The sequence below is a fragment of the Bradyrhizobium sp. AUGA SZCCT0176 genome (assembly GCF_018130145.1).
GTDB lineage: Bacteria > Pseudomonadota > Alphaproteobacteria > Rhizobiales > Xanthobacteraceae > Bradyrhizobium.
In genome coordinates, this window is record NZ_JAFCMB010000007.1 from 188,888 (window position 1) to 213,654 (window position 24,767).

Here is a 24,767-nt window from a genome sequence, read left to right on the forward strand (position 1 = left end):
TTATCGGCGCGCTGACCCGATAAGCGAGCTGCACCCTATCATCCTGAAGCATCGCTTTGTTCCGGTGAACGCCGGTATCCCCAGAACTTCCCCATCTGCTTCGGTTCGCGGAAAACAAGAGGCCCGTCCAGAATTCTTCCTGACGGGCCTTCGGCTGTGAACTTTTTGTATATCAGGTCAGGCAGCCAGCGGCATCAGCGCGTCAGGCGCTGCCGCGTCGGCAGGGCTATCGATGATGCGCCTGATCTCTGTCGCGACCTTCTCGAGCACCTCGCGGGCCTCGGGCGTGCGGTCTGCGGTATCGTAGACGCCGGTCACGACAGGCGCTGATGGGTCAGCATGACCGAGCGCAATGGCTATCTGCGAGCGCGGGATACGCAAGCGGCCCGCGAGCGTGGCTGCGGTTCTGCGCAGATCATGCGGTGTGAACGGCTTGATGCCGAGCAGCTCGCAGAGGCCGGGGGTCTTGGTCTTGCCCTTGCTGGTCTCGTGCTTGGTGCCTCTTAACGCCACCGACATCGCATGGCGATGCAGCGGCTGGCCGGGATAGATCGGGCTCTCGAAAACAAACCGCTGCTCATTGCTGGCCACCGCTTCCCTGACGATCTCCATCGCAAGATCGGAAAGCGGCTGCTTCATCGGGTGCGGGTTCGGTCTGTGCCTGCGGTTCTTCAGCCGCTTGAAGGGTATGCCGACGCAGACGTGGCCGGCTTTGCTCTCGACCGTCAGCTCGCTGCGGTGGATCGGCAGCAGCTCACCCGAGCGTAGCATGCTGACCAGCGCGAACTTGATCGCCAGCCGCGTCCGGCGATCCCATGGCAAGTCCTCGCGGTCGAGGCCATGCCACAGCACCCTGATCTCGTTGTCGCTCAGCACCCGCGTGCGCGGATGCTCGCGGTCGAGGGGCTCCAGATCATGGCACGGCGTTCTGTGAATGTAGGCGCGGCTCGGCTGCGCGGCCCATCGGAACAGGCCAGAGACACCCTTGCGCATATGGCGCGCATTGCTCAGCGAAGGCTTGTTGCCGGTCTTGCCTTCGAGGATATCGCTCTGCAGCTTCGCGATATCGCCATTGCAGACCTCGGAGGCGATCATGCTGCCGAGGCGCGGGCGCACGAAGCGGTTGAGCTGGCTTGCCAGCGTCTGCCAGCTTTCAAGGCGGGGTCGCATCTCGCCGTCAGGCTTGCGCAACGGGGTCCGTATCCATGCGATGTATTGATCGATGACCTCATCAACGGTGGTTCCGCTCAGCTTGGCCCGCCGCGCCTTGGCCTGCCGCTGCGCCGCCGCGATATCCTCGCCATTGCCGATGCGCGCCCGCAGGGCCATCGCCATGATGCGCGCCTTATCGACGCCGAACAGCTCGCGATGAAAGATGCCGACCTTGATCGAGGCGCGCTTGCCGAGGATGGCGCAGGTGTATTTCAAATTGAAGGTCGCCGCGCCTGAAGGCAGGACGCTGACGTAGAGGCCTTTGATCTCGCGGTCGTAGTATTTGGTTTGCTTGGCTACCGGCTTCTCGATCATCCTGACGGTGATGTTCCGGTGCTTGCGCTCGCGCTTGGCGGTGGTGATATTGGACATGCTTCAGCTCTCTGTTTTCGGGTTGAAGCCGAGCTGGGGCCATCCTGAGAGCCGGTCTTGCAAGGGTGGGCTCCGGGGCTAGCCCCAGCTCAGCGGTTTTTCAGCGAGCGCCCATCGCCTTGCCGGATAAGCATAATTCCGAAAGGGCCTATTTTTAAAGGACATTTTGGTGCTCAGGAGGTATCAGGAGCGCTCACTGAGTATCAAAATAGAGCCGTGTGGTCCTGGCGCCCGTAACGGCGTCAAGCTCTGAAGAAGCCAACGCTTCCGAGGGGTGACGGTGGCAATAGAGGCCGTCTCACCGGGGAGAGCGCCTCATAAGCCGTAAAGCCACTGCGCAGGGAATGTCGGATGTTCTCCGCTGCCCTGTATGCTCATGTGCAGCTTTTTAGCACAGAACGCACATGAGACCGCGGGTGCAGCGCGCATCCGGCATTCCCTGCGCCCTCTGGATTTGGGGGGGCGAAGATTACCTGCAAACCTCGGGCGCCATGTGCCGCGAGAACGCGAAGCTATATCCACGTCGTCCCGGCGAAGGCCGGGACCCATACGCCGCGGCCTATCGGTGAGATCGCCGGCCTTAGTGACCTTCTGCAACAACAACGGCCGCGGAGTATGGGTCCCGGCTCAAGGCCGGGACGACGGCGGAGAATGGCGCGAGACCCCTACCCCACCTTCCCCATCAGCGCAGCATTGAACGCGGCGACCCAAATCTCCGTAGTTTCACTGAGTATCTCGCGCCATGGATTGCTTCGCTTCGCTCGCAATGACGGGTGAGAGGCCCGCAAAGCACCCCGAATTTTACCGACTGTTCAGCTATTGCCCATACGCTTTTTCCCTGTGCCAGAATTGGCTTCGAACGCTCAGGACGAGCGATGCTAGAACAATCCATCGCCGATGAGGTCGAGGCCGCCATCAAGGCCGGCTCGGCGCAAAAACACCTCGAGACTTTCCGCCGCGTCACGGACCTGTTCCTGACCTCGGCCGACGGCTTCAATGGCGAACAGATCGAGCTGTTCGGCGACGTGCTCGAACGGCTGATCAGGACCATCGAGCTGCGCGCCATCGCCGACATCAGCGCGCGCATCGCGCTCGCCGAAATGAGCAGCCAGCTCGCGTCGGTGAAGCAGGCGCCGCATGCCGTGATCCGGCGCCTCGCCCACAACGAGGATATTTCGGTCGCAGCGCCCGTGCTGACCGAATCCGCGCGGCTGTCGGCGGAGGATCTGGTCGAGCTCGCGCAGACCAAAAGCGAGGCGCATCTGCTGGCGATATCCGGGCGCTGGTGGCTCGCCGAAATCGTCACCGACGCGCTGCTGGCGCGGCATTACCCGAGCGTCAGCCGCAAGCTGGTCGCCAATCCCGGCGCAAAGGTTTCCACGGGTGGTTTTGCGGTGCTGCTGGCGCAGGCCGAACACGATCCGGAGCTGGCGATCGAGACCGGCATCCGCGTCGACCTCCCGGCGGATATCCGGCGGCAATTGCTGCGCGACGCCACTGAAGCCGTGCGCACGCGGCTGCTGTCGCGCGCGCCGCCGCATCTGTTCGAGGAAATCCGCGGAGCGATCGCGGCCGCCGCCGACGGCGCCAGCCGCGAAATGTCCCGCGTGCGCGATTTTGCTTCCGCCAAGCGCTACGTGACGCTGCTCGCCAAGAACGGCCAGCTCAACGAAGGCGCGCTGATGAGCTTTGCCAGGCAGCGCAAATACGAGGAGACGGTGGCGGCGCTCGCCGAACTGTCGCGCTCCGGCATCGACGTCATCCGCCCGCTGATGCAAAGCCTGCGCGACGACGGCCTCTTGATCCCCTGCCGCGTCGCGGGGCTGAGCTGGGAAACCGTGGCCGCCGTACTCGACAGCCGCTTCGCGTCCGGCAACATGGGCCCGCACGAACTGGCGCAGGCCAAATCGCAATACGCCAAGCTGACGCTGGACAATGCGCAGCGCATGCTCAGGTTCTGGCAGGTGAAGGCGACGGATGCACCGCCGGGAGTGAATTGACGGATGCGCCAAAGCGCATCCGTCATCCCGGGGCGATGCGAAGCATCGAACCCGGGATGACGACGTTAGAGATGTACTTACTTCCCTTCTCCCACAAAAGGAGAAGGAAGAAAGTGCTACCGCGTGCCGAATGTGGTCGCGCCGAACAGCGCCTTCTGCGTCGAGGGTTGCGAACGCCAATATTGCGGCGGCGCAAACACCTCGCCGCCGAGTTCGGCGGCGGCGTGCCAACCCCAGCGCGGGTCGTAGAGCATGCCGCGGGCCAGCGCGACCATGTCGGCCTTGCCGGACGCCACGATCTCCTCGGCCTGTCCGGCTTCGGTGATCAGGCCGACCGCAATCGTCGTAAGGCCGGTCGCCTGCTTGATGGCTTGCGCGAATGGCACCTGATAGCCGGGGCCGAGCGGGATTTTTTGCAACGGGCTGACCCCGCCCGAGGATGCGTCGATCCAGTCGACGCCGCGCTGCTTCAGCGCCTTGGCGTATTCGATAGTCTGCGCCAGATCCCAGCCGCCCTCGACCCAGTCGGTCGAGGAAAGCCGCAGACCCACCGGCTTGTCGTGCGGAAACGCCGCGCGCACCGCGTCGAACACTTCGAGCGGAAAGCGCATGCGATTCTCCAGCGACCCGCCATATTGATCGGTGCGCTGGTTGGAGATCGGCGACAGGAATTGATGCAGCAGATAGCCGTGGGCGCTGTGCACCTCGATGGCGTCGATGCCGAGCCGCTCGGCGCGCTTGGTGGCAGCGACGAACGCATCGCGCACGCGGGCAAGACCCGCCGCGTCGAACGCCAGTGGCGGCGTCTCGCTCGCCTTGTGCGCGATCGCCGACGGCCCTTCCGCCTGCCAGCCGCCTTCGGACACCGGGATCAGCTGGCCGCCGTCCCAGGGCGTGTGGCTCGACGCCTTGCGGCCGGCATGGGCGAGCTGGATCATCACGGCAGCCTTGGAGCGCTTGCGCACCGAGGCCAGGATCGGCTTCAGCGCGGCCTCGTTGGCGTCGTTGTAGAGGCCAAGGCAGCCCGGCGTGATCCGGCCGATCGCCTCCACCGCCGTTGCTTCGATGCAGAAGATCGAAGCGCCGGACAGCGCCAGCGAATTGATATGCGTGAAGTGCCAGTCATTGGCGTCGCCATCATCAGAGGAATACTGGCACATCGGCGCCACCATGATGCGGTTGGCGAGCTTCAGGCCACGCAGCTGGATCGGGGAAAACAGGTTGCTCATGGGGGATTCCTGGGGGATATCCGGACCGGGGGGAAGCATGCTGGCCTCCTCTGTAGCGAGCCGCCTCCTTCCCCTCAACCCGCCGCCAGCGCAACCCTCCCCTTACGGTTTGATTCCGGCGGCCTTGATCAGCTCAAAATTGGCCGCGATCTCGCGCTTGAGGAGTGCATCCATCTCGCCGGGGGTCATCGGCATGGGCTCGATGGCGAGCTTTTTCAAGCCCTCCTGCGTCACCGGATCGGCCAGCACCTTGGTGCCTGCCGCATGCAATTTGTCGACGATCTCGCGCGGCGTCTTCGACGGCACCAATACGCCGAACCAGATCGCGCTGTCGGCATCCTTCAATCCGACATCGACCGGGGTCGGCACGTCGGGCAGCTCAGTGGCGCGCTTGGCCGTCGATACCACGAGCGCGCGCACCTGGCCCTCGCAGATCAGCGGCAGCGCGGTTGCGAGCGGACAGAAATAGAAATCGATCCGGCCGCCAAGAATATCGGCGATCACCTCGCCGCCGCCGCGATAGGGAATGTGGGTGGCCTCAAAGCCGGCGGCGAGGCGGAATTTCTCGGAACTGATATGGACCGCGCTGCCGATGCCGACCGAACCGTAGGAGATCGATCCGGGCTTGCCCTTGGCGTCCGCGATGAAATCCCGGATGGTCTTCCACGGACGCGAATTCGGCACGATCATCACATTGGCGGTGGAGCCGATCATCAGCACCGAGGCGAGGTCGCGCGCGGCATCGAAGGCCAGATTCGGAAAGATCGCCGGTGCAATCGTCAACGCGTTGGAGTTGGAGAGAATGCTGTAGCCGTCGGGATCAGCCTTCGCCACCAGTCCCGAACCGACCGTTCCACCCGCACCGGCGCGGTTCTCGATCACGATCGGCTGGCCAAGCTCGACCGCCAGACGGTCGAACAGCAGCCGCGGCACGACGTCGGCCGCACTGCCCGCGCCAAAGGGGATGGTCGCCTTGATCATCCGGCTGGGCCAGGTTTCGGCCTGGGCGGCAAAGCCAGCGAAAACGATCGAAAGGATGAGAACTACGCGAAAGGACCTGGTCATCAAATGCTCCGGTTTCACTGCCCGGATCGCTGCAAGAACCGTTCCGAAAACAGCGTTACGCAGTGCCCTCCGCCTGCCTCAATCCACCAGCGTGAACTGCAGCAGCAGATTGCGCTGGATCATCGAGAAATTGTCGTCGGAGATCAGCGTCAGCACCGTATCGCCCTCGTCGGTCACATGGGCTTCGATGCCTTCCAGATTGTCGATCTCACTGCCGAGATCGGCGTTGAAGATCGTGGGACCGTCGATCACGGCGCCTGAGGCGATTGAATTTGGCGCGATGCGCCGGATCCGGACGCCGATGCCGCCGAGCATGGAAAACTTGCGCTCCAGCAACAGCAATTGACCCGAGGGCAGCAACACCGCGTCGCTGACGTCGAAATTCTCGGTGCGGCGGATGCCGAACTGGCCGGGCGTCTTGCCGCCAATCATAAAGCCGATGATGTTGCCGCCGGCGTCGAGCCCGCGTTCGGAGATTGCGACCAGCGTCCCCGCCAGGGCAAAGCCCTTCGGCACCATCACCAGCGCCTCGATCCCCTTGTTGAACGGCAATTTGCGCGCCGGCGGCGGCAACGGCAGCGGCTCGCCGAGCGAGCGCGTAAAACCCTTGGCGAAATCGAACCGCAATATCTGATTGACCCGTTCGATGCCGACATAGACGTAGGAACCATCGAGCGCGATCGACTCGGTGTCGAACCAGCCGCGCGCGGTGATCGGCTTGCCATCGGGACCGAGTATCGGCGACGCTTCGACATCGTCGAGTCCGGTCATCTCGCGGCCCTTGTAGACGATGCGGCCGGTAAACCAGCCGCCCTTGTCGCTGATGGCGATGAAGCGCTCGCCCTTGGCGTCGAGCCGCAGCCCCGACAGGCCGCCGAAGCCGCGAAACCGCGAGGTCAGAATCAACCCGCTGCGATATTCCAGCGAGCCAAACCGCACATGTGAGCGGTCGCGGGTATCGAACGACGGTAGCGGCCTTGCATTGACCTCGATCGAGACCGGCGCGGTGACCGAATATTCATCCGGGCTTGCCGGCTTCGGCGGCCGCTGAACTGCGGTCTGCGCATGCGCGATCGCAGGCAGCGCCGGGGCCGAGAGCCCCGCCGCTGCAGTTTTCAGAAAGCGACGGCGGCTCACCGGTGCGCGCATACTCTCAGGAATGCAGACGGCGTGGCCGGCGCGTTGTCGTGGGCGCGGCACCGTGGGTCTCGCTGAAGAGCTCGGCAAGCTTTTCGGTGATGGCGCCGCCGAGTTCCTCTGCATCGACGATGGTAACCGCACGGCGATAATACCGCGTGACGTCGTGACCGATACCGATCGCGATCAGTTCGACCGGCGAACGGGTCTCGATCTCCTCGATGATATGACGCAGATGCCGTTCGAGGTAATTGCCCGGATTGACCGACAGGGTGGAATCGTCGACCGGCGCGCCGTCGGAGATCATCATCAGGATCTTGCGCTGTTCGGGACGTCCGAGCAGGCGCTTGTGCGCCCAATCCAGCGCCTCGCCGTCGATGTTTTCCTTCAAAAGCCCCTCGCGCATCATCAGCCCGAGATTTTTCCGCGCGCGGCGCCAGGGGGCATCGGCGGATTTGTAGATGATGTGGCGCAAATCGTTCAGCCGGCCGGGATTGGCCGGCTTGCCGGCGGCAAGCCACGCCTCGCGGGACTGCCCGCCTTTCCAGGCGCGCGTGGTGAAGCCGAGGATCTCGACCTTGACGCCACAACGCTCCAGCGTGCGCGCCAGAATGTCGGCACAGGTCGCCGCCACCGTAATGGGACGGCCGCGCATCGAACCGGAATTGTCCAGCAGCAACGTCACCACGGTGTCGCGGAAGGTCGCTTCCTTTTCGTGCATGAACGAGAGCGGATGATAGGGATCGGTGACCACGCGCGACAGCCGCGCGGGGTCGAGGATGCCTTCCTCGAGATCGAACTCCCAGGCGCGGTTCTGCTGCGCCATCAGGCGGCGCTGCAGCCGGTTGGCGAGCCGGGCGACGATGCCCTGCAGGTGCGCGAGCTGCTTGTCGAGGTAGCTGCGCAGCCGTTCCAGCTCGTCATGATCGCAGAGATCTTCCGCCGCGATCACCTCGTCGAACTTCGGCGCAAAGGCGTGATATTCCGGCCCGCGTGGTTCATTGGCGCCGCGCGAATTCGGCCGCGTCGCCTCGCCCGGCGTTTCGTCGTCGCCGAGTTCGCCATCGTCGAAGGTGTCTGACGTGGAAGCCTGCGCGCTTTCCATCGCGCTCTCCGACATCTCGTCGGTCGAGGCCTGGGCCTGATCGGCGCTCATTTCCTGCGCGGCGTCAGAGTCGGGCGAGCCTTCGGCGCCGGACTGATCGTTCTCGCCGTCCTGATTCTCCTCGTTGTTCTCGTCGTCATCGGCATCAGCGTTGCGGTCGTCGCCAAGGTCGAGCGCCGACAGCAGATCGTGCACGAGGTCGCCGAACTTGGCCTGGTCTTCGGTAACGCGGCTCAACTGATCTAGCCGTGCGCCGATCTTGTCTTCCAGCACCGGCCGCCAGAGATCGACTACTTTTTTAGCAGCGGTGGGCGGCGCCAACCCGGTCAGCCGTTCGCGCACCAGCATCGCCAGCGCATCCGACAGCGGCGCGTCGGCGCGGTCGGTGATCTCGTCGAATTTGCCGCGATGGAAATGATCGTCGAGCATCGCGGTGAGGTTTTTCGCGACACCGGCCATCCGCCGCGAGCCGATCGCTTCGACGCGGGCCTGCTCCACCGCCTCGAACACGCCGCGCGCCTGCGGATTGCCCGGCATCAGCTTGCGGTGGACCTTGGGATCGTGACAGGCGAGTTTCAGCGCGATCGAATCGGCGTGGCCGCGCACAATCGCGGCATCGCGTTTCGTCATCTTGCGCGCAGGTTCGGGCAACCGGGCCTTGCCCGGCGCGAGACCCGGACGTTCGGCGGCGAACGTCACTTCGAGCTCGGGTGCTTTTGCGATCGCGCGCAGGCACGACGTCACCGCGCGCTTGAACGGTTCGGTCGGCGCTTCCTTGGATCCGGTGCGGAATTTGGAGTTGGATGTGCTCATAGCGCTTTCGTGAACCAATGGCGCGTCACGCCTTCAGGATAACCTTCGATCGAACCGAATTCCTCATAACCGCAGGCGCGGTAGAAACCCGGCGCCTGAAAACTCATCGTATCGAGATAGGACCTCGTGGCCCCAAACCGTCTCGCTTCGTCTTCAATCGCCTTGATCAGCTTTGTTCCAAAATCCTTGCCGCGAAGTTTCTGCTCCATCCAGAACAACTGTATGAACAGCACCGTGGTCCAGACCTCACCGACAATCCCGCCGACGATCTTGTCGCCTTCGCGTAAGGAGATGGCGAGGCGCTTGTATTTCTGCCTCCCCATCTTCTCGTTGTTGTAGCCGATGAGTCCGCCGAGCACCGCCTTCTTGGTCTTTCCAATGGTGCGCTCGACGGAAATGGTTGGCATGGGCTAGCTGAGCGCCACGTTGACCGAACTCTCGGCCAGCTCCGCGTTGAAGCAGCGCTGATAGAATTCAGCCACCAGCGGCCGTTCCAGCTCGTCGCACTTGTTGAGGAAGGTAACGCGGAACGCAAAGCCGATGTCGGAGAAGATATCGGCGTTCTCCGCCCAGGTGATCACCGTACGCGGGCTCATCACCGTCGAGAGGTCGCCATTGGCGAACGCGTTACGGGTGAGGTCGGCGAGCCGCACCATCTTGTTGACGATGTCGCGGCCTTCCTGCGTGCGATAGTGCTTCGCCTTGGCGAGCACGATCTCGACTTCCTCGTCATGCGCCAGGTAATTCAGCGTGGTGACGATCGACCAGCGGTCCATCTGGCCCTGGTTGATTTGCTGGGTGCCGTGATAGAGCCCCGACGTATCGCCAAGACCGACCGTGTTGGCGGTCGAGAACAGGCGGAACGACGGGTGCGGCTTGATCACCTTGTTCTGGTCGAGCAGCGTCAGGCGGCCGGAGACTTCCAGCACGCGCTGGATCACGAACATCACGTCGGGGCGCCCGGCGTCATATTCGTCGAACACCAGCGCGATGTTGTGCTGCAGCGCCCATGGCAGAATGCCGTCGCGGAATTCCGTGACCTGCTTGCCGTCACGCACGACGATGGAGTCCTTGCCGACCAGATCGATACGACTGATATGGCTGTCGAGGTTGACGCGCACGCAGGGCCAATTCAGCCGCGCTGCGACCTGCTCGATATGGGTCGATTTACCCGTGCCGTGATAGCCGGTGACCATGACGCGGCGGTTGTGGGCGAAACCCGCCAGGATCGCGAGCGTGGTGGCACGATCGAAACGGTAATCCGAATCGACGTCCGGCACGTGCGGGTCAACTTCGGAATAGGCAGGCACTTCGAGATCGGTATCGATTCCAAATACCTGCCGGACCGACACCTTCATATCGGGCAAACCGACGGGCTCAACAGTTTTGTGCATGGCGGCGGTCGTCATCAATCCTCCGAGGTCCCGGGCGCTCCCGAAACCAGATTTGTTGAATGGCTGCGGATGGGTGTTGCCACAAACCTAGCAGAGTGCAACGGCCGGCAGAAGCCCGCCGCGCAATGAAAGTTCCGGCGCCTTATCATTGAGATAGGTACTGAACTCGATTTTTGGAGGGCAGCCCTGCGAATCACGCCGTACTTTTGCCCGGCGGCCGGGCCAGCCCGCCGCGGAACCGACGCCTCGGGACGGCCCTTCCCGCCCCCTTGGCGAGTTGTTAGGTCTGGGAAACAGGCAACCCACGCGGCTGAAACGGGAATTTTGTGGCCTCCTTCCTCGATCCTCTGATCGCATTTGTCTCGGCCCATCCGTGGCTTGCTTACCTGACGCTATTCCTCGCCGCCCTGCTGGAAGCTGTTCCGGTGGTCGGCTCGCTGGTGCCGGGATCAACCATCATCCTCGCCTTGAGCGCGCTGGTGCCCGGCGGCGAACTGAAATTGTGGGCGGTGCTGGCGGCGGCGATTGCCGGGGCCGCACTCGGGGACGGCACCGCGTTCTGGGTTGGCCATCGTTCGCAGCGCGAGATTCTCAGCGTCTGGCCGCTGAAGAACTACCCCGCCGTGGTGGCGCAAAGCGAAGCCTTCTTCCAAAGCCGTGGCGCGCTTGCGGTGTTCTTTGCGCGCTTTGTGCCGCCGATCCGCGCCTTCGTACCGGTCACGGCGGGCGCGCTGGGCATGCCGCCGCTGCGGTTTTACGGCGTGAATATTCCGGCCATCCTGGTCTGGGCGATGGCCCATGTGCTGCCGGGGGTATTCGCGATCTCCGTGCTGCACGAATATTTCGGGCTGCCGCATCATCACGGCACGGCCAAGCATCTCTGGATGCTCGCGGTGCTGGGCGGTGCGCTGGTTGCAGCGCTTGCGATCTGGCTCATCCGCCGCCGCCAGGGCGCCGGCGTGATCGAGCCGGCCAAGCCGGTCAAGTAATCCGGGCGCGTCCCGGGGCGGGGCCGACATAGCGCGCACGCGGGCGAATCAGCCGCTCTTGGCGCAATTGTTCGCTCGCATGCGCGATCCATCCGACCGTGCGGGCCATCGAAAACAGCACCAGTTCATGGCCCGGCGGCAGGCCCAGCGTGTGCACGAGCACCGCCAGCGCATAGTCTATATTGACGAATTCGCCGGTCGCTTCCGCAATGCGTTCCGGGATTTCGTGAGTCAGTTTGCGCTCTGCGCCCGAGCGCGCCAAAGCCTCCAGCAAGGCCTGCGCGCGGGGATCACCGAGCTTGTAGACGCCGTGGCCGAAGCCCGCGAAACGCTCGCCCAACGCCACCCGCTCGCGAATCAGGGGCGCGACGTCGCCCTTCGCCAGCGTCTTGAGCAGCTGCGCCGCCAGCACGCCGGCGCCGCCATGCTTGGGACCTTTCAGGGCAACGAGGCCTGCAATCATCGCGTCATAGAGGTTTAGGCCGGTCGACGCCGCGCAGCGCACGGTGAAGGTCGAGGCGTTCAATTCATGATCCGCCAGCAGCACCAGCGCGCGGCGGATCAGATCGGCGGCGTGCTTGTGATCGGGCGCCCAGGCCCTGGCGATCTGCAGGTGCAGCGGTTGCGGCGAGGTCTTCGCGTTCAGCATGGTCGCGACCACCAGGCGCAGGATGCGGCCGCCGACCATCGCGCGTCCCTCGGGCGCGCGGGTAAAGGCGCGCGGATCGGCAACGGCCGCGAGCGCCAGCACCGCAATGGCGCGATCAATCGCGTTGGCGCCGCGGGCGGCCTCGGCCACCGCGCGCATTTCATCCGAGATCGACGGGCAATTGTCCGGAGCAAAGGGATCGACGCCGGTGACGTCCCACAACAGCGTCGCGGCGTGTTCGAGCGTATCGCGCTCGGCGAGATCGACGCAGTTGACGCCGCGATAGATCGGGCCGTCCTCGGTGATGGTCGCGATCGCCGAATCCATGACGGGCAAATCCGCATCGAAACTGCGCATCCCGCGCGGCTCCGGCGCCGGCGCCCGCCGCTCCTTGAGCGTGCGGACGTCCTCGGCGCGGTAGCGATGGCTGCGCGAATCGGCCGACGGCTCGGAGCGGATCAGGCCGCGGCTGACATAGGCGTAGAGCGTCGCCTGCGAGATCGCGAGTTCGGCGGAGGCCTCGCGGGCCGAGAGATAAAGGCCGGCGGATTTTTTCATATTGATTTATATAATCAAGATTGATCAATCTGTCGAGAAGATCCACCTTTGCGGTGCACAAAGGAGATCCGACCATGAACATTCAGCTTTCAAAGACCCCGATCGGCCTCGATGGCGTCCCCGCCGCCGAAACCGTGCTGAGCCACGTCGATGGTGAGCGCGGCGAACTGATCATTGCCGGCGAGCGCGTCGGCGAACTGGCCCGCAAGACCGGGTTCGAGGGCGTGACCGCCCGGCTGTGGAGCGGCGGTACCGGCCAGCCGGTCGGCGAGGCCGCGGTGCGTGCCGCGCTTGGCGCCGGGCGCGAACGCGCCTTCGCCCGGCTGCCGGAGTTGCTCGGAATCACACAAGGCCTGTCGATCGTCGATGGTTTTCGCGCAGCCATCGCGGGTCTGCGCGCCGAAGCAGGACTGCAGCATGAGGCCACCATCGTCGGCGCGTTTCCGGTGATCGCAGCCGCGCTGGTGCAGCGCGCCAAAGGCAACGATCCCGTGATGCCCGATCCAACCGCGAGCCATGCCGCCGACACGCTGTCGATGATGCTCGGCCGCAAGCCAAACGGGCGCGAAGCGGCGGCGCTCGACGCCTATTTCGTCACCGTGTGCGACCACGGCATGAACGCCTCGACCTTCACGACGCGCGTCATTGCCTCGACCCATGCCGATCTGTTTGCGGCGGTGACGGGCGGCTATTGTGCGCTGACGGGGCCGCTGCATGGCGGCGCGCCGGAGCCGGTGCTGGAAATGCTCGACGCCATCGGCTCGAGCGAGCGCATCAAGCCGTGGGTCGACAGCGCACTGGCGCGCGGCGAGCGGCTGATGGGCTTTGGTCACCGCGTCTATCGGGTACGCGATCCCCGCGCCGACGTGCTCAAGGGCGCGATCGAGCGGCTTGCCGGCGGCGGCATGGATCTGCCGTTCGCGGGCGAAGTCGAAGCCTATATCCGCGACGCCTTGAAGCGGAAAAATCCGGACCGGCCGTTAGACACCAATGTCGAGTTCTTCACCGCGATCCTGCTCGACGCGCTGAAAATCCCGCGGCAGGCGTTCACACCGATCTTCGCCGTCGCACGCGCCGCCGGCTGGACCGCGCACGCCCGCGAGCAGCAGCGCGGCGGGCGGCTGATCCGGCCGAGCTCAGCGTACATCGGGCCGATGCCGGCGTGACTCTAACCACGCGTCGTCCCGGCGAAGGCCGGGACCCATACGCCGCGGCCGGTATTTGTGGAAAAAGAAGGTAACGACCAGCGCGCAAACCAACGACCGTTGGTGGCTATGGGTCCCGGCCTTCGCCGGGACGACAAATCAGGTCGCGCCGCGCACGACCGTCTTGAGGTAATTATACGCCTTGATGATCTCGATCAGGCGATCCTCGGTGGAGCGGTCGCCGCCATTGGCGTCGGGATGGTGCTGCTTCACCAGCGCCTTGTATTTTGCCTTCACCGTTTCCAGCGTCGCGTCGGGGCCGAGCCCCATCACCTGCAGCGCCTTGCGCTCGGCGTTCATCACCTTGCGGGTCTCAGGTTTGACCTCGCCGGCCGCGCCGCCCGGTCCGGGCCGCCAGCGGCCGCGGCCGTTGAGCTCCGAGAACATGCTGAACGGATCGGACGCGGCGTCGATGTCCGGCTCGGTGCCGGCCTTGCCCTTCTTGCCGCCATTGGCGCCCATCTTCCAGGTCGGGCGGTGGCCGGTCAGCGCATCCTTCTGGTAGCGCGCGACGGAATCGGCGCTCATGCCCTGGAAGAAATTGTAGCCCTGATTGTATTCGCGGACGTGGTTCAGGCAGAAGTGCCAGTACTCTTTCGAGTTCTCGCGGCCCTTGGGCGCGCGGTGCGGCCCCTTGTTCTTGCACTCCGGCCATTCGCACATGGCGGATTCTTCGCGCGCCGCAGCCTGCTGCTTCGCGCTCAGCTTGTTGGGCTTGATGCGAATGGAGTCGAAGAATTTGGATGAATCGATTGGCATGGCTGACTTTGACTACGCAATGCCCGAGGCTTCAAGTCTTGACATTGCGAATACCTCTGTTCCGATCCGGCATTGACGAAAAACGGTCCCGGACGTAATGCCGCCGTCATGAGCACCAAGGACGATATCATAAACAAGTTGAGTGAAGCTTTCGTACCCGAAAGCCTCGACGTAACGGACGAATCACATCTGCATGAGGGCCATGCCGGCCACAGGCCGGGCGGCGAGACGCATTTTCGGGTATATATTGTGTCGCCGGCCTTCGAAGGGAAGAGCCGGATCGAACGTCATCGCATGGTCAATGCGACGCTCGAGGCGGAACTGAAGGGGTCCGTGCACGCGCTGGCGATCAAGGCGCAGGCACCCGGGGAAACTACGGGCCGCTGATTTTATCACCCCTGCCACAGATATAAGCGTCCGATGACCACGCTGAAGCTCGTTGTTTTGGCCGGGCTTCCCGGTTCCGGGAAGAGCACGCTGGCGGAAGGCCTTTCCCGGCATTTTTCGCTGCCGCTATTGTCGGTCGATCCGATCGAGGCGGCGATGTGGCGCGGCGGCCTCTCCCGGGATCAAACGGGGATCGCGGCCTATGAGGTCGCACAAGCCCTGGCAGCAGAACAATTGCGGCTCAATCATTCCGTCCTGATCGACGCGGTCAATCCGGTCGAGGCCCCGCGCGCGGCGTGGCGAAAGCTTGCGGCAAAATATCGCGCGGATTTGAAGATCATCGAATGCATCTGCGTGGACCAGGCAATCCACCGCCGCCGTATCGACGCCCGTATCCGCAATATTGACGGGATGGCCGAGATCGACTGGGCCAGGGTCGAACAACGGCGCGCCGAATATGAGGCGTGGACCGATGCAAGGCTGACGCTGGATACCTCGGCGGAGCCGCCGGAACGGTTACTCGCGGAAGCGATCCGCTATCTGGCCTGAGCGTACGCCATGCCGACGCGAAGATCGACGCAGGACGGTGGCAGCACATTCATCTTTGTGAGACAATCAGTCGCGCGGTGGTGCGGTTTCCATGAGAACGCGGGGTCGGACTGACCCCGATGCCATCGCCATGTGATGGGGTCGTCCGATGCGCTATTGGGCACATCAGGGGTTGGCGGCAGCCGTTGCGGCGTTGATGGCCACGTGTCCCATCGAGGCTTTCGCGCTCGACATGCCCGGTCCCGCCGCCCAGGAGGTGCTGGTGAAAAGCATCCTGGTGACGCTGAACGACGCGGTCGCCGCTGACAATTTCACCATTCTCCACGCCAAGATCTCAAAACCGTTTCGCGAGCAGTTCCCGCCGGAAAAGCTGCGGGCCGTGTTCAAGGACCTGGTCGAAAAGCACGCCGTGTTCGACGCCGTGGTGGCGCAAAAGATGGTTCCCGACGAGGACGCCAGGATCGACGAGCAGGGCGTGTTGAAACTGAAAGGCCGTTTCCAGACGGCGCCCAAGCAGGTCAAGTACCAGCTTGGCTTCATCGAATCCGAAGGGACGTGGAAGCTCAGCGGCGTTGCGATCGATATTGAATAGGATTTTTCAATAATGCGCAGCCACCATGCGGAATGAATACTCCGAAACCGCAACGGGCTTCGTGCCGGGACAATAAGCGGTGTGAAACTCGAACTTCATTCCCCTTGGCCTGCGGGGGAATGTTATTCGAACGCTCACGGCTGAAAGCGGTGACGGCATATTCTTCCGGAAAGACAATCGATGGACGCTCCTTCATGGATTGAACTGGTCGAGCGAAACGTTGCCAGATTTGGCGATCTCGTCGCCGGCATCGACCCGTCGCTTTCCGATATCCCTGAATTCTTCGGCCACGACAGCGGCTGGATCGACCGCTTCGTCAATTTCACCATCGAAACCATCGAGGGACGTATCGGCTTCGTCAAATTCCAGTCGGCTTATTTTGAAGCATGCGGATTGACGGGTCTCACGGCACTCGCTTCCGGGATCAAGAAAGCAAGGGCCGCGGGCATCGGCGTCATTCTCGACGCCAAGCGAGGCGATATCGGTGCCACCGCCGCCGCCTACGCCCGCGCCTATCTGACCCCGGCTTCCGCCGGTGGCAGCGGCGACTTCGAAGCCGACTGCCTGACCGTCAATCCCTTGATGGGCCCGGATACGCTCGAACCTTTCGTGGAGTGCGCGAACCGGTTCGGCAAGGGGCTGTTCGTGCTATGCCGTACGTCCAATCCCGGCGCGGGCTGGCTGCAGGACAAGATGACGGGCAATCGCCTTGTTTCCGACCGCTTCGCCGATCTCATTGCTGCGATGGGTGTCAACGCCAGCAGTGCCTCTCGTTTGAACGCGGTGGGCGCGGTGGTCGGCGCGACCGTGCCGCATGAAGGCCGGCGCCTGCGCCAATTGCTGCCCCGCTCGATCATCCTGGGTCCCGGCCTTGGCGCGCAAGGCGGCGATGCCGCGGCCATTCACTCCTTGCGCGGCAACACGGCAGGCGACCTGCTGATCCCGGTCTCGCGCGGCCTGACGCGGGTAGCGGATCACGGAATTTCCGCGGAAGATTATCGAGCACTCATCATTGGCAGGATCGACGACTTCAAGACGGCGATTGCCTATGACTATCGCGGAAACCGCGCCATCCCGGCTTGACCGCCATTGCGCGGGCGGCGCTCAGAACGCCGTGCCCGCCCGCCTCGGCTTCTGTTCTTCGGCCTCGCGCGGCACCGGCACGATCCGCAAGGCGGTGATGCGGTTGCGCTCGCGGCGCAGCACGCGGAAGCGGAAGCCGTGGAAAGTAAAACTCTGGCCGCGCTCGGGGATCGAACGCGCCTCGTGAATTACGAGACCGGCGATCGTGGTCGCCTCCTCGTCGGGCAGATGCCAGTTCATGGCACGGTTGAGATCGCGGATCGGCACCGAACCATCGACCACCACGGAGCCGTCGGGCTGGGCGCGGACGCCGGCCACGACCACGTCGTGCTCATCGGAAATGTCGCCGACGATTTCTTCCAGAACGTCTTCCAGCGTCACCATGCCTTCGACTTCGCCATACTCGTCGACGACGAGCGCGAAGTGGGTTTTGCGGCGGCGGAACGCCTTGAGCTGTTCGGACAGAGGCCGCATCTCCGGCACGAACCATGGCGGCAGCATGATGGCCGCAACGTTGATACGCGAGGTATCGCCGTCGGAGGCGCGGATCGCGCGCAGCAGATCCTTGGCGTGCAGCACGCCGATGATGTTTTCCGGCTTGTCGCGCCACAGCGGGATGCGGGTGTATTCGGTCGCCAGCACCTCGCGCACCAGTTCGTCCGGCGGTAGATCGGCATTGATCATCACCATGGCGGTGCGGTGGACCATGACGTCAGACACGGCGAGGTCGCCAAAGCGGAAAACATTGTGGATGTATTCGGCCTCGCCGCTTTCGATGCCGCCGTGCACGGCCGATTCCTCCACCAGCCCCTCGATCTCGGAGTCGGTGAGGATTTCATGCTGTGAGGATTCCTGCACGCCGAGCAGGCGCAAAATTCCGCGTGACGCGCTGTTGAGGAGCCAGTTCAGCGGCCAGAAAACCAGATAGGACAAATAGAGCGGATACGCGATCCATTGCGAAACCGGCATCGGCTGCCTGATCGCCAGCGTCTTCGGCACCTGCTCGCCGATCACGATGTGCAGCGAGGAGAACACCAGGAACCCGGCGATGAACGACACGAAGTGCAACGTGGCTTGCGACATTCCGAGCGGGATCAGCAACGGCTCGAGCAGCGCCGAAACGGTGGGCTCGCCGACCCAGCCGAGGCCGAGCGAGGCCATGGTAATACCGAGCTGGCAGCACGCGAGATAGGCCTCGATGTTGCCCATCATGCCCTGCAGCAGGCGCGCGCCGAACCGGTCCTGCTCGACCATCGCCCTGATGCGAAACCCCCGGCTCTTCACCAGCGCAAACTCGGCCGCCACGTAGAACGCGTTGGCGGCGAGCAGGAGGAACGCAAGCAGCAGATTGAACGCGGTCGAACTCATGACTGCCTCGCGACGGCACCAAGCCCGCGCGACGGCTCCATGATGCGCCCTGACAGTCCCGTTCTCATCCCGACAGCTTCTGTTGCAGGAAGGCGCGAACCGATGCCGGTTCGACGTCGTTTGCGATCACCGCGCGGCCGACAGCCTCCAGCAGAATGAAGGTGAGCTTGCCGCGCTTGACCTTCTTGTCCTGCGCCATCAGCGCCATCAGCGTATCGGCATCCGCCAGCCCTTCCTGGGCGAAGCCGGCGACGTCCTGCAACCGGGTCGGCAGGCCCACCGAAGCCAGATGACGCTCGACGCGTGCGGCGTCGGCTGGCGAGATCATGCCGAGCGTGGCTGAAAATTCCGCCGCCAGCACCGTGCCGATGGCAACGCCCTCGCCGTGGAACAGGCGATCGGAAAAGCCGGTTGCGGCCTCCAGCGCATGGCCGAAGGTATGGCCGAGATTGAGCAGCGCGCGTTCGCCGGTTTCGCGCTCGTCGCGCGACACGATCGCGGCCTTGGCGCGGCACGAAGTGGCAATCGCATGCTCGCGCGCCGCGCTGCCGGAGAAGATGCCGGAGTGATTGGTCTCGAGCCAGGCGAAGAAGGCTTCATCACCGAGCACGCCATATTTGGCGACTTCGGCATAGCCGGAGCGGAACTGGCGCGGCGACAGCGAGTCCAGGACTGAGGTGTCGGCGATAACGAGCACCGGCTGATGAAACGCGCCGAGCAGATTTTTTCCCTGCGGCGAGTTGATGCCGGTCTTGCCGCCGACGGAGGAATCCACCTGCGCCAGCAGCGAGGTCGGCACCTGCACGAAATCAACCCCGCGTCGCAGGATCGCCGCCGCGAATCCCGCGAGGTCGCCGACGACGCCGCCGCCGAGCGCGATCACGAGGTCGTTGCGCTCGATCTTGGCTGCGATCAGCGCCTCGGAGACCTTCTCCAGTCCGGCATAGGTTTTCGACCCCTCGCCCTCCTCCACAATGACATGCGACGTCGGGATGCCGGCCGCGGCCAGCGACGCTTGCGCTGGTTCGAGCCAGTGTTTGGCAACGGTGCGGTCGGTGACGATGGCGGTCCGCACGCCCGGCCGCAGCGCGGCGATCCGCGCGCCCAGAGTCTGCAGTACGTCGCGGCCGATGATGATGTCATAGGCGCGGTCGCCGAGCGCGACGTCGACGGTGATGGGGTCAGAGTGTTTCAGTGGTGCCGTCATGAGGTAGCGCTTATCCCGTCCTTTGGTGCCGTCGTTGCTGTCGTCGTTGACTCCTGGGCTGGCGGCGCGGCGTGGCCACACAACCTGCCGCGCAGGGCGTCCGTGCATTCATCGACAATCCGGTCATGCGGCACGTCGCGCGACAGGATCGTCAGATCAGCCCCCTGATAGACCGGCTCGCGGGCTTCGAGCAGGCGGGCGACCGTCGCAACCGGATCCTCGGTCTGCAGCAGCGGCCGGTCTGCGCGACGCTTGACGCGCTTCATGATCACGTCGATGTCCGCCTTGAGCCAGATCGACACCGCCTTGTCGGCGATCCTCTTGCGGGTTTCCTCGCGCTCCGTGAAGGCGCCGCCGCCAGTCGCGATCACGGCCGGCCCACTATCGAGCAGCCGCGCGATCACCCGGGCCTCGCCATCCCTGAAATAGAGCTCGCCATGGGCCGCGAAAATGTCCGGTATCGACATGCCGGCCGCAGCCTCGATCTCGATATCGGCATCGAAAAACGGCAGCCGCAGCCGCGCCGCCAGCCGACGGCCAATGGTGGATTTGCCGGCGCCCATCATGCCGACAAGCACGATCGAACGCCGCCCCAGTGCAGCCGCGATCTCGGCCTCCTGGGGGGTGCATGCTTGTGCCGGTATGGCGGTCTCGGGCATCCCAAACTCTGTCAGCTGCGGATTTTCCGCGTTTCTGCGCCACCTATACTACCCCCGCCGATACCCATGCCAGAGACTCTTGCAACGCCAAGGGGAACATGTAGGTAGTCAGGTGCGTCCAACCCCGATGATTTCAATGGTTAATTCGCGGCCCAAGGTCACTCTCAAGCCCGCCCTCAAGGCGCCCTGATGCCCAGTCTGTTCCGCTTTTTGACGGTCGTCGGCATTATCGCCGGGATCGGCTATGGCGTGGTCTTCGCCCTGGCGAATTTCGTCAATCCGAAGCCACGGGAAATGATCGTGACGATCCCTCCGGATAAGTTCCTCAAGAAATAGGCGCTATGGTCTCAAGGATGGGCCCCAGGAACACTTCCAAGACCACTTCGAAGACGAATTCAGACCCAAAGCTGACCAACCTGTTCCTCGACATGCTCGCGGCGGAACAGGGGGCGGGCGACAATACGCTCGACGCCTATCGCCGCGACCTCACGGATTTTTCCGAATTTTTGGGCCGCGCCGGCCAAAGTTTTGCCGGTGCCGAGACCCAGACGCTGCGGGACTATCTCGCTGATCTCGATTCCCGCGGCTTCAAATCCACTACCGTCGCGCGGCGTCTCTCCGCGCTGCGCCATCTGTTCCGCTTCCTGCTCAATGAGCGAATCCGCAGCGACGATCCCGCGGCGATCCTGTCCGGCCCGAAACGCGGCCGCAGCCTGCCCAAGGTACTGTCGATCGCGGACGTCGACCGCATGCTGACGCGGTCCAAGGAGCTCACCGAAACCGACGCCTCGCCTCAGCAGCGGCTTCGCGCGCTGCGGCTGCATTGCCTGCTCGAAGTGCTCTACGCCACCGGCTTGCGCGTTTCCGAACTGGTGGCGTTGCCGCTGTCGGCGGCGCGCCGCGACGCCCGCATGATCGTGGTGCGCGGCAAGGGCAACAAGGAACGGCTGGTACCACTGAACGAGGCGTCGCGGCAGGCGATGGCCGATTACCTCGCCGCGATGGAAGCGCTGAAGCCCGAGAAGAAGAAAAACGCCCCCGCCTCGAAATGGCTGTTTCCCTCCTTCGGCGAAAGCGGACATCTGACGCGACAGCATTTCGCGCGCGACCTCAAAGAGCTTGCATCCGCCTCGGGGCTGGCGCCGCGGCTGGTCTCGCCGCATGTGCTGCGTCACGCCTTCGCCAGTCACCTCCTGCACAACGGCGCCGACCTGCGCATCGTGCAAACGCTGCTTGGCCACACCGATATTTCGACAACGCAGATCTATACCCATGTGGTCGAGGAGCGGCTCAAGAGCCTAGTGCGCGACCTGCATCCGCTGGCGGAGAAGTAGACTTCCGCGTATCCAGCACGTATGCCGCCTTGACTTCGACGCCTTCTCCCCCGAAACAGCCTCACTCTATCGCTACCCGCCATGGGCCTCCGCCCAGAACGTCAGCTAAATCGTTGAAGAGACTAATCTTCTTTCTCAAAGACGAAACCACTTCGCCCGCAGCTAAGTTCCTCCCTATATTGGTTTGATGCCGGATCAGATGCGCAGCTACCTCGACTTCGAAAAACCCGTCGCCGAACTCGAGGCCAAGGTCGACGAGTTGCGCGCGCTGGCTGCAACCGGCAGCGACATCGGCGATGAGATTGCGCGAATCGAGGACAAGGCGTCGCAGGCGCTGACCGACCTCTATGCCAGCCTGACGCCATGGCAGAAGACGCTGGTGGCGCGCCATCCGCAGCGGCCGCACTTCACCGATTTCATCAACACGCTGATCACGGAATTCACGCCGATGGCGGGCGACCGCAAGTTCGGCGAGGACGAAGCGTTGATGGGTGGCTTCGGCCGCTTCCGCGGCGAAGCCATCTGCGTGGTCGGCCAGGAAAAGGGCGCCACCACCGAAAGCCGCATCAAGCACAATTTCGGCATGGCGCGCCCTGAAGGGTATCGTAAAGCCGTTCGCCTGATGGAGCTGGCCGACCGGTTCGGCATCCCCGTGCTGTCGATCGTTGATTCGGCCGGCGCCTATCCCGGCATCGGCGCCGAGGAACGCGGACAGGCGGAAGCGATCGCGCGGTCCACCGACGCCTGCCTGTCGCTCGGCGTGCCCAATGTCGCGATCATCACCGGCGAAGGCATGTCCGGCGGGGCGATTGCGATCACCACCGCCAACCGCGTGCTGATGTTCGAACACGCGATCTATAGTGTGATCTCGCCTGAAGCGGCGTCCTCGATCCTGTGGCGGGACGGCACCAAGGCCCAGGAAGCCGCCACCAGCATGAAGATCACCGCCCAGGACATGCTGCGATTCGGCGTCATCGACCAGATCCTGAAAGAGCCTCCCGGCGGCGCCCATCGCGACCCCGCCGCCATCATCGCCGCCACCGGCGATGCCATCGCCCAGGCTTTCAACGACCTCCGCAACCTCGATCCGGACGCGGTGCGCAAGCAGCGGCGGCAGAAATTCCTCGATATCGGCCGCAAACTGGGCTGAACGGGCTCGATTCCCTGCCTTTTGGGGAGATTAGGTGGCTGCGAGCCCCCCAAAGCGGCAGGTCCGATCGCAAAATCGCCGATTTTTCGCCAAATCGTTGAATTTGGCCGCAATTATGCCCCGACCGCGTTCTTTAAGGTCTGTTGACCATGCCCGCCAAGGTACCGGCGTGTGCGGCGAGTTCGAGTTGCGACAAATCGGCCTAAAGGGTAAGATTTTATACATCGGCTTCAGGGCATGACGCTGTGGTTGGGGTGCGAAAATTGCCCGATGGGTGTGGAGCTTAGCTTTTGATTTATCGCTCGCTGGTTCGCGCGCTCATCACGTCGGCTGCCCTCGCGGCCAGCGTCATGCTGGCCGGCTGCAACAGCGACGAGATTTCGCTGGCCAACAATGCCAAGGCCAACCAGCCGGTTCCGCCGAAACTGATCGCGGACATGGTCGCCAAGGATATGGACCTGAATTCGCCGATCCTGGTCCGGCTGTTCAAGCAGGAAGCCGAACTCGAAATCTGGAAGCAGGATCGTTCCGGCCGCTTCGCGCTGCTGAAGACCTATCCGATCTGCCGCTGGTCGGGCGATCTCGGACCGAAGATCAAAGAGGGCGATCGCCAGGCGCCGGAAGGCTTCTATTCGATCTCGCCGGCGCAGATGAATCCGCAGTCGGCCTATTATCTGTCGTTCAACACCGGCTATCCCAACGCATTCGACAAGGCGCTCGGCCGCACCGGATCGCAGCTGATGGTGCATGGCGACTGCTCCTCGCGCGGCTGCTACGCGATGACCGACGAGCAGATCGCGGAAATCTATTCGCTGGGGCGCGAGTCCTTCTTCGGCGGCCAGAAATCGTTCCAGCTGCAGGCCTATCCGTTCAAGATGACGCCAATCAACATGGCGAAGCATCGCAACAATCCGAACATGCCGTTCTGGAGAATGATCAAGCAAGGCTACGATCATTTCGAGGTGACGAAGCACGAGCCGAAGGTCGATTTCTGCGAGAAGAAATACGTGTTCGACGCCATCAGGGCGCCCAACGCCACGCGCGACCCGGTGTTCGACGCGTCAGGTAAATGCCCGGCCTATGCAATCCCCGAGGGAGTCGCCGACGCTGTGCGCGAGAAGCAGCAGACCGAGGCCGCGGAAACCGCCAAGCTGATTTCGAAGGGCACGCCGGTCGCGCGGCTCAACACCGGCATCGACGGCGGCATGCACAAGGTATTCGCCGCGCGCGTTCCTGAAGCCAGCACCGGGCTCTCGGAAGGCGGCGACAGCCAGGGACTGGCGGCGCTCTCGCTGGCCCGCGCCCCCGGCACCATCCCCTCCCACGTCAACCCGCCGCGCGCGCCTTCCGACAATCTCCTGCTCGGCGCGCCGCAGGAGCCGAAGCTTGCTGCGGTCGCCAGCGCGCCAACAGCCGGACCGACAGCCTCGACCCCGGCCCCGACACGGGTCGCCAACGCCGCGCCGGCCGCACAATCCGACGGATGGTTCTCCAGCCTGGCCCGCAAGGTCGGCATTGGCGGCGGCGATGCAACCGCGAGCACCTCAAGCACACCGCCGCCCGCACCCGCGAAGCCGAAAGTTATCGAGGCCAAGCGGTCCGAGCCAGCGCCGCGCGCAGAGGCTGCGATACCGAAGACGTCAGCGCCGAAGGCCGAACCCAAGCAAGCCGCAACCCGGCCGCCGCTGAAACCGTCGGTGACCGATACCCCGGCTCCGGCCGCTCCCGCGCAGGTCGCCGGATCGGCGCCGATCGTCTCGTCGAACTCGTTCGACAGCCGCTTCGGGGCAGTGAAGTAAATCGCTGTCGTCCCGGCGAAGGCCGGGACCCATAGCCACCGATCTCAATGTTGCGCGAAATTAGTGGGGCTTTGGTCCCATCCATAACCAACATTCGTGGTTATGGGTCCCGGCCTTCGCCGGGACGACGATAGAGGCGCCGTCAACGCACG

Annotated in this window: 23 protein-coding genes; 11 read left to right on the forward strand and 12 right to left on the reverse strand. The window is 63.9% G+C overall.

The window, feature by feature from the left end; translation table 11 throughout:
- Positions 1 to 177 precede the first annotated feature (177 nt).
- On the reverse strand, positions 178 to 1,584 hold the full coding sequence (locus tag JQ600_RS19020; RefSeq protein WP_212490030.1) for an integrase family protein: 1,407 nt from the start codon (positions 1,582 to 1,584) through the stop codon (positions 178 to 180).
- Positions 1,585 to 2,459: 875 nt separating this feature from the next.
- Between JQ600_RS19020 and JQ600_RS19025 the strand changes: the two genes are divergently transcribed.
- Positions 2,460 to 3,584, forward strand: a complete 1,125-nt coding sequence (locus tag JQ600_RS19025) for a DUF2336 domain-containing protein (protein WP_212386516.1) — start codon at positions 2,460 to 2,462, stop codon at positions 3,582 to 3,584.
- A 116-nt stretch (positions 3,585 to 3,700) separates the two neighbouring features.
- Here JQ600_RS19025 and JQ600_RS19030 read toward each other — a convergent pair whose 3' ends face one another.
- From JQ600_RS19030 to cobS, 6 genes are all read right to left on the reverse strand, one after another.
- Positions 3,701 to 4,813 carry an NADH:flavin oxidoreductase/NADH oxidase gene (locus JQ600_RS19030; RefSeq protein ID WP_212386515.1) on the reverse strand — a complete coding sequence of 371 codons (1,113 nt, stop codon included), beginning with the start codon at positions 4,811 to 4,813 and terminating at the stop codon, positions 3,701 to 3,703.
- Positions 4,814 to 4,915: 102 nt separating this feature from the next.
- The gene (locus tag JQ600_RS19035; protein ID WP_212490031.1) at positions 4,916 to 5,878 is read right to left on the reverse strand and encodes a tripartite tricarboxylate transporter substrate binding protein; all 963 of its coding nucleotides are present in this window, start codon (positions 5,876 to 5,878) and stop codon (positions 4,916 to 4,918) included.
- Between the two features lie 78 nt (positions 5,879 to 5,956).
- The gene (locus JQ600_RS19040; RefSeq protein WP_212490032.1) at positions 5,957 to 7,027 is read right to left on the reverse strand and encodes an esterase-like activity of phytase family protein; all 1,071 of its coding nucleotides are present in this window, start codon (positions 7,025 to 7,027) and stop codon (positions 5,957 to 5,959) included.
- A 4-nt stretch (positions 7,028 to 7,031) separates the two neighbouring features.
- On the reverse strand, positions 7,032 to 8,933 hold the full coding sequence (gene cobT / locus JQ600_RS19045; protein ID WP_212270167.1) for a cobaltochelatase subunit CobT: 1,902 nt from the start codon (positions 8,931 to 8,933) through the stop codon (positions 7,032 to 7,034).
- On the reverse strand, positions 8,930 to 9,340 hold the full coding sequence (locus JQ600_RS19050) for a GNAT family N-acetyltransferase (RefSeq protein WP_212270166.1): 411 nt from the start codon (positions 9,338 to 9,340) through the stop codon (positions 8,930 to 8,932). The genes cobT and JQ600_RS19050 overlap by 4 nt, the downstream gene beginning before the upstream one ends.
- 3 nt (positions 9,341 to 9,343) lie before the next feature.
- Positions 9,344 to 10,342, reverse strand: a complete 999-nt coding sequence (gene cobS, locus JQ600_RS19055) for a cobaltochelatase subunit CobS (protein WP_212270165.1) — start codon at positions 10,340 to 10,342, stop codon at positions 9,344 to 9,346.
- A gap of 311 nt (positions 10,343 to 10,653) precedes the next feature.
- Between cobS and JQ600_RS19060 the strand changes: the two genes are divergently transcribed.
- Positions 10,654 to 11,316, forward strand: coding sequence for a DedA family protein (locus JQ600_RS19060; protein WP_212386512.1), 663 nt, complete (start codon positions 10,654 to 10,656; stop codon positions 11,314 to 11,316).
- On the opposite strand, the gene JQ600_RS19065 is transcribed toward JQ600_RS19060, so the two are convergent.
- The gene (locus tag JQ600_RS19065) at positions 11,309 to 12,523 is read right to left on the reverse strand and encodes a citrate synthase family protein (protein ID WP_212270163.1); all 1,215 of its coding nucleotides are present in this window, start codon (positions 12,521 to 12,523) and stop codon (positions 11,309 to 11,311) included. The two genes, JQ600_RS19060 and JQ600_RS19065, sit on opposite strands and share 8 nt — an antisense overlap.
- A gap of 74 nt (positions 12,524 to 12,597) precedes the next feature.
- Between JQ600_RS19065 and JQ600_RS19070 the strand changes: the two genes are divergently transcribed.
- Positions 12,598 to 13,689, forward strand: coding sequence for a citrate synthase/methylcitrate synthase (locus tag JQ600_RS19070; RefSeq protein WP_212386511.1), 1,092 nt, complete (start codon positions 12,598 to 12,600; stop codon positions 13,687 to 13,689).
- A gap of 138 nt (positions 13,690 to 13,827) precedes the next feature.
- Here JQ600_RS19070 and JQ600_RS19075 read toward each other — a convergent pair whose 3' ends face one another.
- Complete coding sequence (locus JQ600_RS19075) at positions 13,828 to 14,487, reverse strand: J domain-containing protein (protein ID WP_212386510.1); 660 nt, start codon at positions 14,485 to 14,487, stop codon at positions 13,828 to 13,830.
- A 108-nt stretch (positions 14,488 to 14,595) separates the two neighbouring features.
- Here JQ600_RS19075 and JQ600_RS19080 point away from each other — a divergent pair, with 108 nt between their 5' ends.
- The 4 genes from JQ600_RS19080 to pyrF all read left to right on the forward strand — a co-directional run bounded on the left by JQ600_RS19080 (position 14,596) and on the right by pyrF (position 17,098).
- Positions 14,596 to 14,874: a BolA family transcriptional regulator gene (locus JQ600_RS19080; RefSeq protein ID WP_212270160.1), complete on the forward strand. Its 279-nt coding sequence runs from the start codon at positions 14,596 to 14,598 to the stop codon at positions 14,872 to 14,874.
- Between the two features lie 33 nt (positions 14,875 to 14,907).
- A complete protein-coding gene (locus tag JQ600_RS19085) occupies positions 14,908 to 15,423 on the forward strand; it encodes an AAA family ATPase (RefSeq protein ID WP_212270159.1) in 516 nt (171 codons plus the stop codon).
- A gap of 196 nt (positions 15,424 to 15,619) precedes the next feature.
- On the forward strand, positions 15,620 to 16,015 hold the full coding sequence (locus JQ600_RS19090) for a hypothetical protein (protein ID WP_249133638.1): 396 nt from the start codon (positions 15,620 to 15,622) through the stop codon (positions 16,013 to 16,015).
- A 180-nt stretch (positions 16,016 to 16,195) separates the two neighbouring features.
- Positions 16,196 to 17,098, forward strand: coding sequence for an orotidine-5'-phosphate decarboxylase (pyrF, locus tag JQ600_RS19095; RefSeq protein ID WP_212386509.1), 903 nt, complete (start codon positions 16,196 to 16,198; stop codon positions 17,096 to 17,098).
- A 21-nt stretch (positions 17,099 to 17,119) separates the two neighbouring features.
- Here pyrF and JQ600_RS19100 read toward each other — a convergent pair whose 3' ends face one another.
- The 3 genes from JQ600_RS19100 to JQ600_RS19110 form a co-directional block, all read right to left on the reverse strand.
- Positions 17,120 to 18,466: a hemolysin family protein gene (locus JQ600_RS19100; protein WP_212270157.1), complete on the reverse strand. Its 1,347-nt coding sequence runs from the start codon at positions 18,464 to 18,466 to the stop codon at positions 17,120 to 17,122.
- A 64-nt stretch (positions 18,467 to 18,530) separates the two neighbouring features.
- A complete protein-coding gene (gene aroB / locus JQ600_RS19105; protein WP_212386508.1) occupies positions 18,531 to 19,673 on the reverse strand; it encodes a 3-dehydroquinate synthase in 1,143 nt (380 codons plus the stop codon).
- Positions 19,670 to 20,332, reverse strand: a complete 663-nt coding sequence (locus JQ600_RS19110; RefSeq protein WP_212386507.1) for a shikimate kinase — start codon at positions 20,330 to 20,332, stop codon at positions 19,670 to 19,672. Before JQ600_RS19110 ends, aroB begins: the two co-directional genes overlap by 4 nt.
- A gap of 189 nt (positions 20,333 to 20,521) precedes the next feature.
- Here JQ600_RS19110 and JQ600_RS19115 point away from each other — a divergent pair, with 189 nt between their 5' ends.
- From JQ600_RS19115 to JQ600_RS19130, 4 genes are all read left to right on the forward strand, one after another.
- Positions 20,522 to 20,668: a histidine kinase gene (locus JQ600_RS19115; protein WP_209839018.1), complete on the forward strand. Its 147-nt coding sequence runs from the start codon at positions 20,522 to 20,524 to the stop codon at positions 20,666 to 20,668.
- A 17-nt stretch (positions 20,669 to 20,685) separates the two neighbouring features.
- Positions 20,686 to 21,666, forward strand: coding sequence for a site-specific tyrosine recombinase XerD (gene xerD / locus JQ600_RS19120; RefSeq protein ID WP_212386711.1), 981 nt, complete (start codon positions 20,686 to 20,688; stop codon positions 21,664 to 21,666).
- A 187-nt stretch (positions 21,667 to 21,853) separates the two neighbouring features.
- On the forward strand, positions 21,854 to 22,816 hold the full coding sequence (locus JQ600_RS19125; RefSeq protein WP_212386506.1) for an acetyl-CoA carboxylase carboxyltransferase subunit alpha: 963 nt from the start codon (positions 21,854 to 21,856) through the stop codon (positions 22,814 to 22,816).
- Positions 22,817 to 23,106: 290 nt separating this feature from the next.
- Positions 23,107 to 24,615: a murein L,D-transpeptidase family protein gene (locus JQ600_RS19130; protein WP_212270153.1), complete on the forward strand. Its 1,509-nt coding sequence runs from the start codon at positions 23,107 to 23,109 to the stop codon at positions 24,613 to 24,615.
- Positions 24,616 to 24,767: the final 152 nt, after the last annotated feature.

Coding starts and splice junctions, on each gene's coding strand:
- cobS (WP_212270165.1), bottom strand. CDS start 10,342: ATGACGACCGCCGCCATGCACAAAACTGTTGAGCCCGTCGGTTTGCCC.
- JQ600_RS19115 (WP_209839018.1), top strand. CDS start 20,522: ATGCCCAGTCTGTTCCGCTTTTTGACGGTCGTCGGCATTATCGCCGGG.
- JQ600_RS19075 (WP_212386510.1), bottom strand. CDS start 14,487: ATGCCAATCGATTCATCCAAATTCTTCGACTCCATTCGCATCAAGCCC.
- JQ600_RS19125 (WP_212386506.1), top strand. CDS start 21,854: ATGCCGGATCAGATGCGCAGCTACCTCGACTTCGAAAAACCCGTCGCC.
- JQ600_RS19110 (WP_212386507.1), bottom strand. CDS start 20,332: ATGCCCGAGACCGCCATACCGGCACAAGCATGCACCCCCCAGGAGGCC.
- JQ600_RS19030 (WP_212386515.1), bottom strand. CDS start 4,813: ATGAGCAACCTGTTTTCCCCGATCCAGCTGCGTGGCCTGAAGCTCGCC.
- pyrF (WP_212386509.1), top strand. CDS start 16,196: ATGGACGCTCCTTCATGGATTGAACTGGTCGAGCGAAACGTTGCCAGA.
- JQ600_RS19085 (WP_212270159.1), top strand. CDS start 14,908: ATGACCACGCTGAAGCTCGTTGTTTTGGCCGGGCTTCCCGGTTCCGGG.
- JQ600_RS19070 (WP_212386511.1), top strand. CDS start 12,598: ATGAACATTCAGCTTTCAAAGACCCCGATCGGCCTCGATGGCGTCCCC.
- JQ600_RS19080 (WP_212270160.1), top strand. CDS start 14,596: ATGAGCACCAAGGACGATATCATAAACAAGTTGAGTGAAGCTTTCGTA.
- JQ600_RS19035 (WP_212490031.1), bottom strand. CDS start 5,878: ATGACCAGGTCCTTTCGCGTAGTTCTCATCCTTTCGATCGTTTTCGCT.
- JQ600_RS19100 (WP_212270157.1), bottom strand. CDS start 18,466: ATGAGTTCGACCGCGTTCAATCTGCTGCTTGCGTTCCTCCTGCTCGCC.
- JQ600_RS19065 (WP_212270163.1), bottom strand. CDS start 12,523: ATGAAAAAATCCGCCGGCCTTTATCTCTCGGCCCGCGAGGCCTCCGCC.
- aroB (WP_212386508.1), bottom strand. CDS start 19,673: ATGACGGCACCACTGAAACACTCTGACCCCATCACCGTCGACGTCGCG.
- JQ600_RS19050 (WP_212270166.1), bottom strand. CDS start 9,340: ATGCCAACCATTTCCGTCGAGCGCACCATTGGAAAGACCAAGAAGGCG.
- JQ600_RS19040 (WP_212490032.1), bottom strand. CDS start 7,027: ATGCGCGCACCGGTGAGCCGCCGTCGCTTTCTGAAAACTGCAGCGGCG.
- xerD (WP_212386711.1), top strand. CDS start 20,686: ATGGGCCCCAGGAACACTTCCAAGACCACTTCGAAGACGAATTCAGAC.
- JQ600_RS19020 (WP_212490030.1), bottom strand. CDS start 1,584: ATGTCCAATATCACCACCGCCAAGCGCGAGCGCAAGCACCGGAACATC.
- JQ600_RS19025 (WP_212386516.1), top strand. CDS start 2,460: ATGCTAGAACAATCCATCGCCGATGAGGTCGAGGCCGCCATCAAGGCC.
- cobT (WP_212270167.1), bottom strand. CDS start 8,933: ATGAGCACATCCAACTCCAAATTCCGCACCGGATCCAAGGAAGCGCCG.
- JQ600_RS19090 (WP_249133638.1), top strand. CDS start 15,620: ATGGCCACGTGTCCCATCGAGGCTTTCGCGCTCGACATGCCCGGTCCC.